This window comes from Borrelia duttonii Ly (genome assembly GCF_000019685.1).
In the GTDB taxonomy this organism is placed as follows: Bacteria; Spirochaetota; Spirochaetia; order Borreliales; family Borreliaceae; genus Borrelia; species Borrelia duttonii.
The window spans coordinates 576,908-596,686 of the sequence record NC_011229.1 but is presented as its reverse complement, the minus strand read 5'-3'; the positions used below and the strand labels follow the sequence as shown (position 1 = coordinate 596,686).

Sequence of the window (19,779 nt, the reverse complement as noted above, 5' to 3'; positions counted from 1 at the left end):
AAACCAAGATATCTTACTCTAAGAATATACTACCTTATAATTTTAGTTATATTATCAACATCAATGACTAATGCCAAGCTGCCATCTCCTAGTATTGTAGCTCCCGAGACCCCTTCTACTTTAGAATAAACCTTACCTAAAGTTTTTATAACGGTTTGATGTTGTCCTAAAACCTCATCTACCACAATTCCTATTTTACCACTATTTGTGTTAACAACAACAACATGTTCACTATTACTTTTTTCATTAGATATTTCAAAAAATTCCCTCAACCTTATGAAGCTAATCATACTTCCCCTATAATCCATGACATTACCACCACTTTCAAGTCCGTATACTCTAGAATCCAATTTATCAGCCTCAAGACAAGATTCAACACTAGACAAAGGAACAATAAAATACTGATCGTAAACCCTAACAAGCCATCCTTCAATAATTGCCAAAGTCAAAGGAAAAATTAATTTTATTCGAGTATATTTACCAAACTCGCTCTCAATAACTACATTCCCTCTAAGAGATTCTACCTGTTTTTTTACAACATCCATTCCAACACCACGACCCGATATATTTGTAACAACATCAGCTGTTGAAAATCCAGGCTCAAAAATTAAATTATAAATATCAACATCAGATAAAGTGCTAGATATAGCCTCAGATATTATGTTTTTTTCTATAGCTCGCTTAATTATCTTATGTTTATCAAGTCCCCTACCATCATCTTCAATAACAACAATTACAGAATCACCTGATTGTTGTGCAGAAAGTTTAATTATTCCATGGGCCTTCTTTCCGGCTTTTACTCTCTCCTCATCAGGTTCAATTCCATGATCGATTGAATTTCTAATTAAGTGTACCAAAGGCTCATTTAACCTCTCAATAATACTCTTATCAAGAACAGTATCACCACCTTGAGAATAATAATGAATTGACTTACCAAGTTGAACAGACAAATCTTTAACTATTCTTTGAAACTTTACAAATAAAATCTCAATAGGAACTGTTCTAAGTCCTGTAGTATAATCTCTAAGTTCATTAATAAGCAAAGAAAATTCAGCTGAAATTGAATTTAAAACATTATTATTACTAATCTCAGCCTCTTTAGCAAGCTTAGAGTGAATTGTCACAAGTTCACCAACAAGATTTACCAAATGATCTAACTTTTTTGAATCAACTTTAATACTAGCAATATTGACTTTACTCTTGACAGTATCATCATTAACATTATGTTCACCACTCTTAAAGGACATTTTATTATTATATAGTTCTTTTGAATGTGATAAATTTTGCTCTTTCTCAGGAAACATCTCATTAACATTTTGAGTTACATTATTTAATAAAAAAGAATCATCTGTTATCTCATACGATGCATCAACTTCCTCAATAACAAATTTCGACTGTCCATCCACAAATGTAAAAACATCCTCAATAGTACTTTTACTCTCTTCTGTCTCCAGTTTTAATTCCCACTCAACATAAACATTATCAGGAGATATCAATTCCAAATCAGGAATATTTTTTACTCTAGCCTTAACTTGTCCATTTCCCAAATTCAACAACTTTTTTAAAAAATTAATTGGTTTGTGCCCATGAAATAAAATTCCCCTTGAAGGAATAAAAAGGACCCTATAAACTTTAGTCTCAACCTTCAAAGCCTCATCTTCATATTTATTTTGATTTAAAGACAAATTTAATTCTGCTTCTTGAGAATCCAAATTAATTGACGAATTTTGAACTTCACTATTAGTAGCCAAAACCATATCTTTAACAACACCAATATCAATACCAAGTTCCTTCTTAATTGCATCTATTAAACTTTTTTCACGAGTCTTATATACAATCTCATCAATAGCTTCATCTCCTTCAATGAGTTCACGAACAAAATCAACCGCCATCAAAGTAGCATCAACAGTACTTTGATTAAATTCTTCAACACCCATCTTGATAGGATCAAGAATCGTCTCTATTTCATGCACAAGAGAAGCTGTAAAATTAAAACCAAACATCCCTGCACTACCCTTTATTGTATGAAAATTCCTAAAAATAGAATTGATAACTTCTTTTCCTGATTCAAATTCAATATTAAGAAGTGCATGTTCAATATCTGAAATATTCTCTATAGACTCTTCTTTAAAAGAATCCTTAAATTTATCAATCATATCACTACTATTCATAAATTGCCCTTAAACACATAAAATTAAAATTCAATTAAACTAAGGCCCAAATCCAAGTTATCAATATCCTCAATATCTATTAAAAATCCACCATATATTAATAAACTTAAAACCTCATCAGAAGGATATTCTATCTTTATAAATAAATTCCTATCTTTGGCATACTTATTAGAAGCATATAAAATTTGTATAAAAGTAATATCTATTTTTTCCACATTTGCAAGATTAATCACCAATGTCTCTTTTTCTTTCATATTTTTCAGAATATTTAACAGATCTTCTTTAACTTTAAAAATATTATTTACTACAAGTTCCCCTTCTGGTTTATAAATCATAACACTCAAAGCTCCTACTCGTCATCAGGACCATTTATTGTAGTATTTTTAAATCTAGCTAGTTCTTTAATATTAAACAAATTTTTTACATCAAGAATAACAACAAATTTATCATTACATTTACCAATACCAGATATAAATTTTGAATTGAAACCCGCACCAATCCTTGGAGCATCATCAATATCAGATGAACTCAACTCAAGAACCTCTTTAACATGATCCACTAAAATTCCAAGATTCAACTCATCGCCTTCATATATTAAAGTCAATATAATAATATTTGAAGTATTAATTTCTTTTTTCTTAACTTCATCATCGCTAACCTTACGCTCTTCCATGCCAAATTGTTTTCTAATATCAATTATTGGAACTATCTTTCCTCTATTGTTGATTATCCCTGCCATATAATCAGGAGTTCTTGGTATCTTTGAGATTTTAGTATATTCCAATACTTCAACAACATATTTAATCTCAATTGCATAAAGTTCATCTAAACTAAATAGAAGATACTGATTTAATGTATCTTGCATATCTACCTCTAATTCCATAAGTGCCTCTTAATAATATAACTAACTAAAATAAATTCCATAGGTTTTATTTAAATTTATGTACCTAAAAACACCAGTCATGTATCAATTATAAATCAAAAACCTCAATACTAAACAAATATCAAACGTTCAAATATTACACATAACAAAAATACACCCTAATATAATTATCCTACAAAATATAAACAAAAATATAAATGCCAATCAATAATTAAAAAAATAACAACACGTAATAATTTACACTGAATGTAATAAATATATTTTCTTTATTACAATAAATTGAATTATATCAATACAGAATTAAATTTCTATATTAAATCTTTATTAAAGGAGAACCCATGAAACAAAAAAATATATTTATCTTAATACTGTTATTATTGTCAACATCTGCTTTTGCTAATTCAACAGCAAGAAGTAATTTTGGAATAGGAATTTTATTACCATTTCCAATTGCATTAGAATTAAACATTGAAAACTTTGACATAGACTTAGGAATTTATAATGGAGCAAACAATCTTTTTCAAAATTGGCAAACTTTATTTCTTGCAATAGACTACATATTTTATATGCACACTTTTAAAGAATTAAATCAAATGCTTAACTTTTCGATTGGTGGTGGCGGATATGGAACAATATGGTTCTCCAGATGGAATCATACACACACAAATAGTGGTCCAATAAGCATAGGAGCCAGATTGCCACTAATATTAAATCTTGCAATATTTATAAAAAAATTTGACGTATTTTTAAAAGTAGCACCTGGTCTTGGAATTAATATTTGGAATGGAGGAGCTGGATTTAGATGGGAAATATTTGCTGCTCTTGGTATTAGGTATTGGTTTACATAAAATTTATAAAGAGAAGTATCAATTACTTCTCTTTATAAATAAAACAATCAATACAATACAATGATAATACAATTTACACTAAATAAGTAAACTGCTACAATACAATCTTATTTAAAATTTGACAATATAAATTTTATATAAAATAATAACTAATATTGATTACGTTATTTTCAAAAATTAAGCATACACTTAAAATGAGAGGATTCATTATCAAATGAAAAAAACAATTTTTATTTTTATATTAATAAATTATTTTAATAGCACAGCAAAAGATGAATATACAAAAAACAAAGGTTATTTTGGAATTGGAATACTAGGACCATTTCCAAATGCAATACAACTTAATTTAGCAAAAAACATTGAAATAGAATTTGGAATTTACAATGGACTCAAAAATCTATTCCAAAACTTTAATACATTATTTGCATCTATAGAATTCAATATATTCTCATCAAATTCATTTAATAAACCTAAACCCATAAATACATCACTTGGAATAGGAATTTATGGATTATGGTGGATATCTAAATGGAAAAAAACACATGAAATATATAATTCAACAAATATAGGCATTAAAATTTCGCTATCCTTAATTTTACCAATTTTTAAAAGACATTTTGATTTGTTTTTAAAAGTAGGACCAGGAATAAAAATATGGGGAATAGGACATGATTATCCAAAACACAAATGGGAAGTATTTGCTGGACTTGGTATAAAACTTTGGGTTGCATAAAAAATACAAAATATCATTAACATTAATCATCAAAAAATTCAACTAAGAAGATTTGTATATAAAATTTATTAATCATTAAAAATAAAATATAATGAGATAAAAACATGAATTGTTGGGGACATCATGCAAAAAATAATGATAATAATACTAACATCAAGTATGTGGATTAATTCATTTGGTAAAAGTTCATATTTAGATAGAAAAATAGGATTTGGTGGAAGTATTGGAAATCCAATATTTAATTATATTATGTCATTTCCATTTATTGATATTGAAATAGGCTATGGAGGAACTAATGGGATTAAACTACCACAAAGTATACTCAAATCTAAAAAATATGATTTTAATGTCTTTGTACTCTCGGCCATTGATTTAATATTTACAATATCATTAATAGAAAAACTATCTATCGGAACAGGAATTGGAGGAAATATACACATCTCATCCAACAAATCAAATTTTAAAAGCATGGAATCGGGTTTTGGATTTAGAATTCCAATAGCTATTTTTTACGATATAACAGAAAATATAGAAATTGGATTTAAAATGGCACCTTCAATAGAATTTGTATCAAATCCACAATCTATCGCATACCATTATCTTTACGCAGGATTTAAAATAAATATCATAGGAGGAATGTTCATTAAATATTATATTTAAATACATAACCTAAATTATTCCCAACTACTATGAAAAAATTCACCCCTATTTGAATCTATTCTCTCAAAACTGTGTGCACCAAAAAAATCTCTCTGGGCCTGAATTAAATTTGCTGGCAAATAATTAGTAGAATAAGAGTCTAGAAAAGAAAGACTTGCATAAAATGCTGGCAATGGTATCCCAATTTCACTAGCCTTTGAAACTATACGCCTTAAAGATTTATGATGATTCTTTATTATATCTAAAAAATAATCATCAAAAAGCAAATTAATAAGATGTGGATTTTTATCGTAAGCTAACTTAATTTTATCTAAAAAAACACTCTTAATAATACAACCTTCTCTCCAAATTAAAGAAATTTTTCCTAAATTCAAATCCCAAAGATAATTGGCTGATGCATTCTTAAGAATCATAAATCCTTGAGAATAAGCTAATATTTTAGCAACTAAAAGAGAATAATAGAGATCTAAAATCCAATCACTCAAATCAAATTCAACAAAGTCTACATCCATTTTAAGGATATCACTAGCAATTACTCGTTCATGTTTTAATATTGACAAAGACCTTGCAAACATAGATTCAAAAATCAAATTTGCTGGTACATTTAAATGCAAAGCTTCAATTGATACCCACTTTCCAGTACCTTTTTGATTTGCAACATCTAAAATTTTATCAATTAAATATTCATTATTCTCTTTATATTTTAAAATTTTAGATGTTATTTCTATCAAATAACTAGATAGTTCACCTTCTGACCACTTATCAAATACTTCAGCAATTCTCAAATTATCTAAATTAAAAGCCCTCTTCATAAAAAAATATGCTTCACCAATAAGTTGCATATCGGCATATTCAATTCCATTATGAACCATCTTTACATAATGCCCAACTCCATCTTTACCCAAATAAGCAGAACAAACATCCCCCTCATTAGTCTTAGCAGCTATTTTATTTAAAATAGGTTCTATTAATTCATAAGCTTTTTTATTACCTCCATACATAAAAGAAGCTCCAAATCTTGCGCCTCTCTCACCACCTGAAATTCCAAGCCCAACAAAATAAATATCCCTAGAAGATAATTCTTGCTCTCTTCTTATAGTATCTTTATAATAAGAATTACCACCATCAATAATAATATCGAATTTTTCAACAAAAGGTAAAATTTGCTCAATAACTTCATCAACAGCCGAATTTGATACCATTAAAATAATCTTTCTGGGTTTTTTTAAACTTCTAATAAAAGTCTCAATATCGCTTACACCACTAATTTTTTTATGAGAATTATTTGCAAGAAAAACTTCTGTTTTTTCATTATCCCTATTATAAACATAAACATTAAAACCATTATCGGCAATGTTTAATGCCAAATTACTACCCATAACTCCTAATCCATAAATACCAATATCCATTGCATTATCCCCTATCGTATTTTTTTCATAGAAAAATTATTTATTCATTATTTTTAGATTATGTTATATTATAAAAAAAGTAAAGATTAAACGAATACAAGATAGGAGAATTCTATGAAAAAACAATTTGATACAGAAGTCAATGATTTACTTTATTTAATCATACATTCTCTTTACTCACATAAAGAAATATTTTTAAGAGAATTAATATCAAATGCTTCTGATGCCATTGATAAACTTAAATTTTTAAACATCACAGATGAAAAATTTAAAGACATAAAATTAGATCCTCGAATAGATATAAATTTTGATGAAAAATCCATCACAATAAAAGATAATGGAATTGGAATGAATAGAGAGGATTTAATTAGTCACCTCGGAACAATTGCAAAATCAGGCACTAAAGAATTTATTAACAACTTAAAAAAAGATGAAAAAAAAGCTTCAAGCCTAATTGGACAATTTGGTGTTGGTTTTTACAGTGCTTTTATTGTAGCAGACAAAGTTGAAGTTATAACAAAAAAAGCTCTAGATAATATTGCATATATTTGGTCTAGTGATGGAAAAACAGGATATGAAATCAATGAAACAAATAAAGATGAGAATGGAACTGAAATAATACTTCACCTTAATAAAGAGGGAACCGAATATGCTAACAAATGGAAAATTCAAGAAATTATAAAAAAATACTCAAATCATATAAGCTATCCTATTTTTATTAAATATAGAGAACCTATAATGAAGGATGGCAAACAAGAAGGATTTGAAGAGAAAGAAGATAAATTAAATGATACAACAGCTATTTGGACAAAAAATAAAAATGAAATCTCTAATGAAGAATATAATGAATTTTATAAAAATTTAGCTTTTGATTATGAAAATCCATTAATTCATATTCATACAAAAGCCGAGGGAAGTATTGAATACACAAATCTTTTCTACGTTCCAAGTAAAGCTTCCTATGACCTATATTATCCAAATACTAAACCTGGGGTAAAATTATTTATAAATAGAATTTTTATTTCAGATTCTGCTGACAGCTTACTTCCAAATTACCTAAGATTTATAAAAGGAATAATAGATTGCCAAGATTTACCCCTAAATGTAAGTAGAGAAATTTTACAAAAAAATAAAACATTAGCCAAAATAAAGGCATCTTCTGTAAAAAAAATACTTAGCGAACTTGAAAAATTAAGTGAAAACGACCCCACTAAATTCAATGAATTTTCTAAAGAATTTGGAAGATGCTTAAAAGAAGGGGTTTATTCCGATTTTGATAATAGAAATAAGCTAATATCTCTAATTAGATTCAAATCTTCTAATGTAAATGGATTTGTATCACTAAAAGAATATAAAGATAGAATGCCTGCAGAACAAAAAAGCATATATTACATCACTGGAGGCAAAGAAAATATTCTTAAAATCAACCCTATTGTAAATGCTTATAAAGATAGAGGATATGAAACTCTCATTATGGATGATGAGATTGACGAAGCTATTTTAAATTTCATAACAGAATATGAGGGCATTAAATTAAAAGCAATAAATAAAAATGAAACAAGTGATGAATTAAAAGATGAAAATTTCAAAAAAATAGAAGAAGAATTTCAAGACATACTGTCTAAAATAAAAGAAATATTAAAAGATCATGTTAAAGATGTTTCATTATCAGCAACCCTCGTACAAGAACCATCAGCAATAATAATTGACAGCACTGATCCTACTTATCAAATGCAAAAAATCATGCTATCAATGGGACAAGAAGTTAAAGAAACAAAACCCATTCTTGAACTTAATCCAAACAACAAAATTATTCAAAATTTAAAAAATTTAGATGATACAACCTTAGAAAAAATAAGCATCATTCTTCTTGAAGAAGCAATAATAACTTCAGGACTGCCAAGCAAAAACCCAAATCAATTTATAAACATAATAAATGAAATGTTAGAAAAAAATATATAAATAAAAGTAAGTTCGCATACTCATGAGTATGCGAACTTACTTTTTAACTCTAAGAACTATATCTTTACCCGCTTCAACAGGACTAGCTTGTAATATTTTAGTCTCAATATCTTCAGTTAAAGTAGTAGTAGAAGACACAACATATTCAGAATCATCATCAAGCTTGCCAAACACATACTCAATGCTTGAAACTTCATCAGAATTTGCAATAACAACAGGAGTAACTATTGACTCTGCATGGGCTTTTAGATACTCAAGATCAAGTCTAATAATAACATCACCCTGCTTAACACTCATACCTTCCTCAGCAACTCTTGTAAATCCCTTACCATTTAAATTAAGAGTATTAATACCAAAATGCACAAAAATTTCAATTCCCTCTTTGGTTTCAAGACTAAATGCATGATTAGTCTTAAAAATCTTACCAATATTCCCATCACAAGGCGCAACAAGTTCATTTCCAGTAGGCATAATTGCAATTCCATCACCAACTATTTTCTCAGCAAAAGCTTCATCTGGCACCTTATCAATTGAAACAACCTTGCCACTAACAGGTGCTATCAAATCTAAAGTAGCCACCTTTTTAAAAAACCCTAAAAATCCCATAAGTTAATCTCCTATATATTTATCTAAAAATTTTAAAGTCTCTGATTCTGATTTGCTATTTAAAACTTTAATTGCCAACTCATTCAAATCAGACATAGTATATTTTCTAAGCAAATACTTAATCCTAAGCGAAGCACTAGGAACCATACTCAGAGATTTAAATCCAAGTCCAATGAGAATTAAAGCTCCAGCTTCATCTCCTCCAAGTTCACCACAAACAGAAACATCAATACCAGCACTATGACCAGCATCAAAAACATTCTTAATCAATTTTAAAACAGCAGGATTATATTTATCATACAAATTTGATATTTTCTGATTACCCCTATCCACAGCCAAAGTATACTGAGTTAAATCATTAGTACCAATACTAAAGAAATCCAACTTATCAGCAAGTTCAGCTGCTAATAAAGCAGCAGAAGGAACTTCTATCATACATCCAACTTCCAAATTTTCATCAAAAGGCAAGTTCCTAGATTTTAAATTTTCCTTGGCTTTATCTACAAAATAATTAATTATCTCAAGTTCCTCATACCTAGCAAGCATAGGAACCATAATCCTTATTTTGCCATAATGACTAGCTCTAAAAATTGCATTAAATTGACTTTGAATCAAACTTTCATAATCCATATACATTCTAAGAGCACGATATCCTAGAAAAGGATTCTCTTCTTTTGGAAAATTAAAATATGGAATTTCTTTATCTCCTCCAATATCAAGAGTACGAATAGTAACAACGCCTTTTTTTTCAATATTCTCAACAACTTTTTTATAAGCTTCAAACTGTTCATCTTCTGTAGGAGGCTTTAAAGACTCCATATACAAAAATTCTGTCCTAAAAAGCCCTATGCCATCAAGTCCATATTTATTAACATAAAAAATATCTGTTGGAGTTCCAATATTAGCCTTTAAAAATATTTTAATACCATCTTTTGTTACTGCATCTTGATTCTTTAATTCAAAAAGCTCTTTCTCATGCTCATTATATTTTAGTATCTTATGAGAATATTTATCAAGTTCACTAGATGAAGGACTACTAATAATTATTGAAGAGAGTCCATCAATTATCAACTGCTCACCTTCTTTAATTTTATCAATATCTAAAGGTGACATCACAAGAGCCGGAAGTCCCATTGTTCTTGCTAAAATAGCAGCATGAGAAGTTTCACCACCAACCGTGGTGATAAAACCCTTAACATAACTTAAATCAACCTGCATTGTATCAGAAGGTGTTAATTCTTCAGTAATTAACACCACATCTCTCTTAACCTCAGCAAGATCAACTACCTTATCTAAAATATTTGCAATAAGTCTATTTCTAATGTCTTTAAAATCAGAAGCTCTCTCTTTTAAATAAACATCTGCATATTCTTCTACACTTGCTATCAATTCTTTAAAAGACAGATAAACAGCATAAGCAGCGCCACAATTTTCATTCTTAATAAAATTTATAACAGACTCAGAAAGCTCATCATCTTCAATAATTAACATCTGTCCTTCAAAAATGCCTTCCTTATCAGCTCCAAGTTGAGATACAACCTTTCTTGTAAGATCTCTTAAAACAGATATAGCCTTTAACTTAGCATCATTAAATTTTTTTATCTCACCATCAACTTGTGAAGAAGTAATTTTTGATTTATCAATTAATTTATCAAAATCTTTCTTGATAAAAAGTGCTTCTCCAATACCTATCCCTTTAGATATTCTTTTCCCCGATAAAGTCATATTAACCTTCCACACTTATTCTTTAAAAGATTCAATAAGTTCAACAAGTTCATTAACAGCTCTCTCCTCATCATCACCCTCAGCACAAACCATAAGCTTCTTACCAGAAGATAACTCTAAAGTTTGCAATCTAAACAAACTTTTGCCGCTAACAGATTTTCCATCAGCTTCAATAGTTATATCACTAGCATATTCCTTAGCCTTTTTGACAAATGTTGATGCTGGTCTCACATGTAAACCATTAACAGCCTTAATTGTAGCCTCTTTTTTAACCATAAGCTTAAGCCCCTTATTTGAATAATTATTTTTTGATTAAATTACTAACAAATAAATATTATAATGCATAAAAACAAATTGATAAATTAAATTCTATTGCCTTTCTATTAAAACTAACTCCAAAAACCAACAATTTTTAATAATGATAATTTTTTAAGACTAAAAATTAAACAATATATCAAAATAAAAATTTTTTATAAGTTTCAAACTTCTCTCTTCCAAACTAAAATTTTTAACATCACGAATACTTTTATCTAACATTCTAAGAGAATCTTCAATCTCAACTAAAGATAAAGGTAAAGTTTTGTTTAAAAGTAAAACTTGAAAATCCCTTAAAGTAATAACCTTGTCATTATAAAATATTTTCATCAGAAAATCACTTATAATATTCCTTTTAACATTCAACAAAACACAAATAAAAATAATATTCATCTCGTCTAAAAAATTAAATGAAAAAGTATAATCAAATATCCTACTACAAAAACTCTTATTCCACAAATTTGTAATTGGAAATTTTAATTTGCTTAAAAATAAAACATGACGGTTTTGTATATAATCATCCCTATTAATGCTATAAGCATTATAAGTATAATTTTTTTTAGTCAAAATATTCTTAAATTCAATTTGAGCATCAAGACTTAACAATAAAGGATATAAATCAAAAATTGTGTTTTTATAATAAAACCCATTAGCAATATTAATGCTATTTAGACATATTCTATCGTTTAACATTGAAATAAATTCATAAAATAAACGTGGAATATTTTTCTCTCCAAATTGCAAAATAGCATCATAAGTAACACATGGACCTATTTCCAAAAAATTACTTCTAAGAAAAATCTTATTAAACTTTTCAAAATTATTTATTATAAAAAAGCTATCAGAGTCATTTTTCATAAAAATTTCAGAATTTTTATGAAAATCAATTTCATTATAAATTATATAATTTTTTGAACTTTCCTGAAATAAACTAACAAGTGCATTAAAATTTTCAGGGTAATACACCTTCACACTACTCATTTTTTCTCTAATTCTTCCAACCGTAAATAAAGGTCTAAAAAGGTATTAACATCAAGACAATGACACTTTAATGTACTATAATATCCTAAAATATCAGTCCTAATTATAACCTTACGTTTTAAAAGATAATAAAATAATAATACATTGGATGAAAAACAACTGTCACAAAATCCAAAATCACTCTCCAACAAAACTTTAGTTAATGTATTATAAAAGGTTGTGTTCTCCAACCCCTCAACAGTAATAATACTACGCCCATTTAACATAAAAGCCGGCACTAAAGATGAATATACCGGTCTTAAATCCAAAAGAACTAATGAAAATCTTTTATTCATTCTTTCAATCAGATTTCTCTCCCCTGAATAAAAAACACTAATTAAAAGCTCTTTAGTACTCAAAGAAAGTCCAATACTCTTTGAAAGATTTTCTCCATTCAAATTAAAGCTAATTAGTATCAATTCTCACACTCCAATCATCTAAAATACTTTTAAGATCAATAGGTGTTTTACATATATCAAAATCAAAAGCTTGAATTAATGATGATCTTATTGCAGAAACAGATGCAATAAATAATACCCTAAAAGAAAAAATAAATTCACCATCTTCAATAAATTCCAGTCCTACAGAATCAATAACATCATAAGTAATATTCCCAAAAACGTAATCAACTGCCAAACCGAAAATTGAAAATGCACGTTTGCTATTTACCCTAAGCTTATCAAATTTACCATTTTCAATAAAAAAATTAACATTACTAAATATAATATGAAAAGAATGTATTATTACATCAACCTCAAGAGAACAAGCAACATAAAACTTTGCATCTATATCTACAACAAAATTTCTACTAACTATAATTGGATATTCTTTTCTCCCCTCATCATCAATTACAACAGAAAGCTCTTCTTTCATAGTTAAAACTGCGCTCTCAATAAAATAAGACTCCTTTAATAAGGAACAAGAAAATTTAATATCATCTTTGAAAGAATCAGCAACAAGAAAATTGACACAATTATAAGACAAATTAAAAGCTTTAGCTAAAACATTCTTCAAATAATTCACCAGATTAATATCTATAATTTTATAAGGAATAAATACATCCAATTTATCTTTATACAAATTCATAGAAATAGTTAAATTACCAATATCTAATAAAGCAAAATCTATATTAGAATCTAAATTTAAAAAGGCAAATCCTACGCCTTTTCTCTTAACATCTAAGACATTATATTCATTATTTAAACTTATAGAAGACGATTTGCGCATAATAGAATTTTTTAAATCCATCTCCTTAAAAAGCTTAAAAAAAATATTATATTCACTCTTCACATAACCAAGCAAATAATTGAGGGGTTCAAGTGATAAACTAACCGCAAGATTATAAAAATTCGAATAAATAAAACTATAAGCAGAAATTCCAAATAAAAAATAATTATCACAAAAAAAAATAGAATTACTATTAATAGATATAAGATTAATATGTACTAATACATCAAAAAATAAATTACTAAAAATCTTATTAAGATAATTAAAATAAAATTTATATAAAAAGTTCAAGGGTCTATTAATTTTAAGCTCCAACATAATCTTATTAAGCCTATTTTCAATTGACAAGTAATTTACAACAGAAAATTTTAAATTTAAAGACTCTGCTATTAAAAAATGCCTTTTATAGTAAATAACATTAACCTTAAGACCAAGTTTTTTAGAAATCACTATACCTTGCACAACAGCATTAAAGACAATGGGAAATAAAATATTAACACAATTATTATTAATAGAATTAATAATAATCTTATCTTTAGAAATACAAAAGTTATCACTAATAATCTGCTTAACTAATGCAATATTATCAAGATCAGCATCAATTATTAAATTATCATCACTAAAGAATACCTTAACTAAAATAAAGTCACTACAATAATTTAAATGATCAGAAAATTCATAATGCGAAGTATAAATTTTAAATTCATCTGATTCTTGAAGGTTCAAACTACAACAAATATCATTTTGTTCAATAGGTCTTAATTCAAAAATAACATTCGATTCTGCTTCTAATAAAGTATCTAGGTTATCAGAATATAAAACTAAAGGTACTTGCCCTTCAAAATCTATGTGATTATCAAAAAGTTTTAAATTAAATTCATGAGAATCAATGATATCAATAAATTTTAAGATAATATTATCTTTATAACTTATATTAAACACTTGATTTTTGTATTCATCTGACACCTTAAAATCTTCAATAATCGAATTTTTAATATTACAACAAACTGGCAAAGCCCAAACTTCATCCATATTTTCTAATTTCATAAAAAATTAAGTAAAACAAGAAGTTAAAATTCATAATTTCTCTTCTATTGGTATCATTATGGCACAATACCAATAAAATTACTATTGTAAATCAAAATATAACTTGATAATTAAATTATGTTATTCAACATATAAATCAATATGTACTAAATACTAAATTGTAATTTAAACTACAATAATCACAATAATAATTCATAATTATTACATAAATAATCTTATTTTCTTTTGATCAATTTTAAAAACTATGATAATATCAAAATTAAAATGAATATCAAATAATATTCATGAGGTTTAATGTTTATGGGTAAATATAAAAAAATAGCTTCCATGATCCATAAAATTTTTATGTTGATCTCGTGTACATTACTTTTTGGAGAACAAAAACAATACACAACCAAAGATTACATGTTCAACTATTCAACAATTTATATTCCTAGAGAAGATCTAAATGAAGATTTTAACAATCAAAATAATGAAAAAAAAACCATTTATTTCAAACAAAATAAAGTTTCAAAAGAAAATGATATACACACATTAAAAAAACAACTTAATAAACTTAGTTTTAAAGATTCATCACAAATCCAAATAGCAAATAACAGACAAATAAGAAATAACATCTTTACAAAAGATTCCGATTTCGAACAAAATAATATGGATGATGATTGGTTCATACAAAATATAGACAACTTAAAATTTAGAATTAAAAACTATGAAAAAAAAATAACAAACATAGAAAATCTTTTAAATGATACAAATATAGAATCAATCAAAAGAAAGAATGAAGAATATGCAATGCTAATTAAAAGTTTAAAAGAAGAAATTGAAAGAATAAAATATTTAATTAATACAAAAGAAAATTTACTAAATGATCCTTATCAAGACTCTTATCAAGCAAAAAACAATGATTATAATGATTACAATGAACAAAGATATGAAGACAATCAAAAAGAATATATACCAAATGAAAGTTACAATTACCCACCCACAGAAAATACATACGATACATATATTCAAGAAAAAGAATATTCCAACTCAGAAAATACTATACTAAATGAACTTGATAATAAAATTAATAATAACAAAGATTCTCTTAATAATCACACTCAAATATTAGGTAACCTTGATAATAAAATTAATAATAACAAAGATTCTCTTAATAATCACACTCAAATATTAGGTAACCTTGATAGTAAAATTAATAACAATAAAGATTCCCTTAATAATCACACTCAAATATTAGGTAACCTTGATAATAAAATTAATAATAACAAAGATTCTCTTAATAATCACACTCAAATATTAGGTAACCTTGATAGTAAAATTAATAACAACAAAGATTCTCTTAATAATCATACTCAAATATTAGGTGACCTTGATAGTAAAATTAATAACAACAAAGATTCCCTTAATAATCATACTCAAATATTAGGTGACCTTGATAATAAAATTAATAATAATAAAGATTCTCTTAATAATCACACTCAAATATTAGGTGACCTTGATAATAAAATTAATAATAATAAAGATTCCCTTAATAATCACACTCAAATATTAGGTGACCTTGATAATAAAATTAATAATAATAAAGATTCCCTTAATAATCACACTCAAATATTAGGTGACCTTGATAATAAAATTAATAATAATAAAGATTCTCTTAATAATCACACTCAAATATTAGGTGACCTTGATAATAAAATTAATAATAATAAAGATTCCCTTAATAATCACACTCAAATATTAGGTGACCTTGATAATAAAATTAATAATAATAAAGATTCTCTTAATAATCACACTCAAATATTAGGTGACCTTGATAATAAAATTAATAATAATAAAGATTCCCTTAATAATCACACTCAAATATTAGGTGACCTTGATAATAAAATTAATAATAATGGAGAAATCCTATTAGCATTCCACCAAGAATTAACAAAATTCAAAAATGACCATGACAATGGCTTCAAAAATATTGAAAATAACTTACTTTCAATAGAAAAAATAATAAATTCACTAAAAAATAAGATTGAAGAAAACGAAGAATTATACAAAGAAAATAAAAATATAATTCAACAAAAACAAGATCAAATCAATATATTAGATAAAAGATTGACAAATAATGAAAATGACATTCTAAAACTTAAAGAAGGTTTAACAAAATATGTAAAAAAAGATTCAACAAAACACAAAAACAGAAAATCACAACAAATAACACAAGGCTCCTATCCACAAGATATACAAACAACAAATAAAAATGCCATAATAAAAAACGCTGAATTTAAGATATATCCAGATACACATTTAAATAATTATAATTTTAAAGTCCAAAGTAATGAATTTGATTTTAAAAAATCCAATGGATATTATATTGAAATAGAACCAACAAAAAATCTACATAGGGCAAAAGAAATTTACAAATTAATCCCAAAATATAATGTCAAAACTCACTTTATTAATCCATCACTAAAACATAAAGAAAAATTTTTTCGCAATTTAATAAAAGTAGAATACACAAATGATATAAATACTCTATACAAAAACTTAGCATCGGAATTTAGAAACGTAAGAATAATAAAATAAGTTTAATCATCTAAATTGACCAAATTTTTAATATCAAAAAGACTAAGAATTTTAATGCCCAAATTATTAGCTTTTTTTAATTTTAATCCAGGACTTTTCCCAACAAGTAAAAAATCTAAATATCTACTAACTGAACTGTTAAAAATAGCACCTTTTTTAGTAATTTTATCAATAAGAACATGTCTGGGATACTCATCAAAAGATCCTGTTATACAAAATTTTTTACCAAATAAAAAAGAAGAATCTACAACACAATTAATACTATCTTCTTGCATCTTAAATCCTAATCCCTTAAAAAAGTTGAATTTATCAAGGATAATCTTATCATTAAAGGCCCTAATAATATTGAAAGCTATTCTTTCTCCTATCCCTTTAATATCTAAAAGTTTAACAAGTGCATTTTTATTATCTTGACAAAGCAAACTAATTGCATCAAATGAATTTAAATTATTGTTGATTAACAATAATATTGTATTAATTCCCAGATCCTTAATGCCCATAGCAAGAAGTAATTTTTTAAACGGTCTATTTTTACTCTCTTCAATAGAACGCTTTAACTTATTTACCCTTTTAAAATTAAATCCCTTAAGACCAATAAGCCTATCAAAATCAAATGTATAGAGATCTATTTCTGAAGATATAAAATTCATATTAAAAAGAAATTCAATTGTTTTTTCTGAAAGTCCCACAATATTCATACATTTTTTACTACAAAAATACTTTATATGTCCCATAATCTTCAAAGGACAATGTATATTAACACAAAAAAGATGTGCACCCTCTTTTATTAAAGACTTTTTACATGAAGGACAATAATTTGGAATTTTAAAATTACCAACAGAAAGTTTTTCTACAACCAATTCAACGGCAGGAATTACATCTCCACGCCTTGAAATTGCAACAACATCTTTAACATTTAAACCAATAGAATCTATGTAATCCTGATTATGTAAACTTGCACTGGTAATAAAAGCTCCTGCAATAAGTACTTTCTCTATATTTGCAACAGGAGTAATTTTACCACTACGTCCAACCTGAACAACTATATCAATTACCTTACTAACAGCTCTCAAAGACTCAAACTTATAAGCAATTGACCATTTAGGATGATGAGAAGTATATCCCAAAACATCTCTTAAACGAAAATCATCAACCTTTAAAACAACACCATCAATCTCATATTCAAAACGCTCTCTCTGTTCTTCTATTTCCTTTACATAATTAATAATATTTTCTCCCAAGTTTTTACCACAAAAAAACTTACAAAAAGGATTAAGTTTAAAACCAAAATGTTTAAGCTTATCAAAAGCATCATGATTAGTATTTAATTCCAAACTGGAATATAAAATATCATAAACAAAAATATCTAAGGGAAAGTTAACAACTTCTCTACTATTTATTCTTCTCAATATACCTGAAGTCAAATTTCTAGCATTAATATAAGAATCATCTAATGTATGATTTATTTTCAAAAAATCTTTTTTGGTAATATAAATTTCACCTCTCAATACCAATTCGACCCGTTCTCCAATGCATAGAGGAACATTCTTAATTGTTCTCACATTTTCAATCACATTATTACCAAATCTACCATCGCCCCTGGTTAAAGCTTTCTCAAGTATTCCATCTTTATAATAAAGAACAATTGAACATCCATCTATTTTAGGTTCAGCTGAAATTCCCATATCAAATCCCAAATTAGAACCTTCTAAACTCATTTTCTCAACCCATAATAATAATTCTTTAACATCATAGGCCTTATCTAAACTCAATATAGGATAAGAATGTTCAACCTCTTTAAAATCATTTAAAAGATCACTTCCAAATTTAAGCGTAGGAGAATCTAAAGTTTTATATTCAGGATACCTATTCTCCAAATATTGAAGTCGCAAAAGAGCTTTATCATAGGTAACATCGCCCACAGTAGGTGACGAATCAACATAATATTCCCTATCCCATTTTTTAATGGCATCCCTTAAAGATAAAATTTCATCTTTTATATCTTTACCCATAATTTAACATCAACCCCATTACAAAAACCACAATATAATTTTACAAAAAAATATAAAATATCCATACGGATTACTGAGTAATAAATCTATTTATCCTAAAATTTAGAGTAAATATAAAATGGATTATATCTTTCTTTATTAAATGATTTTTAATACCCGATTATGTTAAAATTAGGTGAAGGAGTATGGAAATTGGAAGAAAATAAAAAAGCTTTAATAGTTGATGATTCTATTTTTATGCGCAAAAATTTAATTAAAATACTAAAAAATTTAGGATTCAATGAGTTTTTAGAAGCAGAAGATGGTATTCAGGCTATTCAGGAATTTAAAAAACAAGAAACACTTCATCTAATAACTCTTGATATAACTATGATGGGCATGGATGGAATTACAGCACTTGAAAAAATAAATGCACTTAACAAAAAGCTTGAACGCAAACTAAACATATTAATGGTCACAGCACTTGGAAAACAAGAACTTATTGCAAAAGCCCTACAACTTGGAGCAAAAGGATATATTACAAAACCTTTCAGAGAAGAACAGATAGCAGAACAAATAAAAACATTAAATTAGGAGAAAAT

16 protein-coding genes and 2 pseudogenes are annotated in these 19,779 nt (G+C 26.7%); 6 read left to right on the top strand and 12 right to left on the bottom strand.

Annotated elements, in window-relative coordinates:
* Positions 1 to 29: 29 nt before the first annotated feature.
* From BDU_RS02830 to BDU_RS02820, 4 genes and pseudogenes are all read right to left on the bottom strand, one after another.
* Positions 30 to 1,670: pseudogene (locus tag BDU_RS02830) on the bottom strand (chemotaxis protein CheA); the annotation flags it as partial.
* 113 nt (positions 1,671 to 1,783) lie between these two features.
* Positions 1,784 to 2,171: pseudogene (locus tag BDU_RS08995) on the bottom strand (Hpt domain-containing protein); the annotation flags it as partial.
* A gap of 23 nt (positions 2,172 to 2,194) precedes the next feature.
* A complete protein-coding gene (locus BDU_RS02825; RefSeq protein WP_014696397.1) occupies positions 2,195 to 2,506 on the bottom strand; it encodes an STAS domain-containing protein in 312 nt (103 codons plus the stop codon).
* A 14-nt stretch (positions 2,507 to 2,520) separates the two neighbouring features.
* A complete protein-coding gene (locus tag BDU_RS02820) occupies positions 2,521 to 3,054 on the bottom strand; it encodes a chemotaxis protein CheW (RefSeq protein ID WP_012538314.1) in 534 nt (177 codons plus the stop codon).
* Positions 3,055 to 3,392: 338 nt separating this feature from the next.
* On the opposite strand from BDU_RS02820, the gene BDU_RS02815 reads away from it, so the two are divergent.
* From BDU_RS02815 to BDU_RS02805, 3 genes are all read left to right on the top strand, one after another.
* On the top strand, positions 3,393 to 3,902 hold the full coding sequence (locus BDU_RS02815) for a BAPKO_0422 family outer member beta-barrel protein (RefSeq protein WP_012538313.1): 510 nt from the start codon (positions 3,393 to 3,395) through the stop codon (positions 3,900 to 3,902).
* Positions 3,903 to 4,116: 214 nt separating this feature from the next.
* Positions 4,117 to 4,635 carry a BAPKO_0422 family outer member beta-barrel protein gene (locus BDU_RS02810; protein WP_012538312.1) on the top strand — a complete coding sequence of 173 codons (519 nt, stop codon included), beginning with the start codon at positions 4,117 to 4,119 and terminating at the stop codon, positions 4,633 to 4,635.
* A gap of 123 nt (positions 4,636 to 4,758) precedes the next feature.
* The gene (locus BDU_RS02805) at positions 4,759 to 5,295 is read left to right on the top strand and encodes a BAPKO_0422 family outer member beta-barrel protein (RefSeq protein WP_012538311.1); all 537 of its coding nucleotides are present in this window, start codon (positions 4,759 to 4,761) and stop codon (positions 5,293 to 5,295) included.
* A 14-nt stretch (positions 5,296 to 5,309) separates the two neighbouring features.
* Here BDU_RS02805 and gnd read toward each other — a convergent pair whose 3' ends face one another.
* Positions 5,310 to 6,704, bottom strand: coding sequence for a decarboxylating NADP(+)-dependent phosphogluconate dehydrogenase (gene gnd, locus BDU_RS02800; protein ID WP_012538310.1), 1,395 nt, complete (start codon positions 6,702 to 6,704; stop codon positions 5,310 to 5,312).
* Positions 6,705 to 6,818: 114 nt separating this feature from the next.
* On the opposite strand from gnd, the gene htpG reads away from it, so the two are divergent.
* On the top strand, positions 6,819 to 8,666 hold the full coding sequence (gene htpG, locus BDU_RS02795; RefSeq protein WP_012538309.1) for a molecular chaperone HtpG: 1,848 nt from the start codon (positions 6,819 to 6,821) through the stop codon (positions 8,664 to 8,666).
* A 36-nt stretch (positions 8,667 to 8,702) separates the two neighbouring features.
* Here htpG and crr read toward each other — a convergent pair whose 3' ends face one another.
* The 6 genes from crr to BDU_RS02765 form a co-directional block, all read right to left on the bottom strand.
* Positions 8,703 to 9,272 carry a PTS glucose transporter subunit IIA gene (crr, locus tag BDU_RS02790; protein ID WP_012538308.1) on the bottom strand — a complete coding sequence of 190 codons (570 nt, stop codon included), beginning with the start codon at positions 9,270 to 9,272 and terminating at the stop codon, positions 8,703 to 8,705.
* A gap of 3 nt (positions 9,273 to 9,275) precedes the next feature.
* Positions 9,276 to 10,997, bottom strand: coding sequence for a phosphoenolpyruvate--protein phosphotransferase (ptsP, locus tag BDU_RS02785; protein ID WP_041177723.1), 1,722 nt, complete (start codon positions 10,995 to 10,997; stop codon positions 9,276 to 9,278).
* A 15-nt stretch (positions 10,998 to 11,012) separates the two neighbouring features.
* The gene (locus BDU_RS02780) at positions 11,013 to 11,273 is read right to left on the bottom strand and encodes an HPr family phosphocarrier protein (protein WP_012538306.1); all 261 of its coding nucleotides are present in this window, start codon (positions 11,271 to 11,273) and stop codon (positions 11,013 to 11,015) included.
* Positions 11,274 to 11,432: 159 nt separating this feature from the next.
* Entirely contained in the window at positions 11,433 to 12,293 is an 861-nt protein-coding gene (locus BDU_RS02775; protein WP_012538305.1) for an FAD binding domain-containing protein, read from the bottom strand.
* Positions 12,290 to 12,751 carry a hypothetical protein gene (locus BDU_RS02770; RefSeq protein ID WP_012538304.1) on the bottom strand — a complete coding sequence of 154 codons (462 nt, stop codon included), beginning with the start codon at positions 12,749 to 12,751 and terminating at the stop codon, positions 12,290 to 12,292. The genes BDU_RS02775 and BDU_RS02770 overlap by 4 nt, the downstream gene beginning before the upstream one ends.
* A complete protein-coding gene (locus BDU_RS02765; RefSeq protein WP_012538303.1) occupies positions 12,738 to 14,606 on the bottom strand; it encodes a hypothetical protein in 1,869 nt (622 codons plus the stop codon). The genes BDU_RS02770 and BDU_RS02765 overlap by 14 nt, the downstream gene beginning before the upstream one ends.
* 345 nt (positions 14,607 to 14,951) lie before the next feature.
* On the opposite strand from BDU_RS02765, the gene BDU_RS02760 reads away from it, so the two are divergent.
* Complete coding sequence (locus BDU_RS02760) at positions 14,952 to 17,186, top strand: hypothetical protein (RefSeq protein WP_318250778.1); 2,235 nt, start codon at positions 14,952 to 14,954, stop codon at positions 17,184 to 17,186.
* Between the two features lie 2 nt (positions 17,187 to 17,188).
* Here BDU_RS02760 and ligA read toward each other — a convergent pair whose 3' ends face one another.
* Positions 17,189 to 19,198, bottom strand: coding sequence for an NAD-dependent DNA ligase LigA (ligA, locus tag BDU_RS02755; protein ID WP_012538301.1), 2,010 nt, complete (start codon positions 19,196 to 19,198; stop codon positions 17,189 to 17,191).
* A 192-nt stretch (positions 19,199 to 19,390) separates the two neighbouring features.
* Between ligA and BDU_RS02750 the strand changes: the two genes are divergently transcribed.
* Entirely contained in the window at positions 19,391 to 19,771 is a 381-nt protein-coding gene (locus tag BDU_RS02750; RefSeq protein ID WP_025400805.1) for a response regulator, read from the top strand.
* Positions 19,772 to 19,779 lie beyond the last annotated feature (8 nt).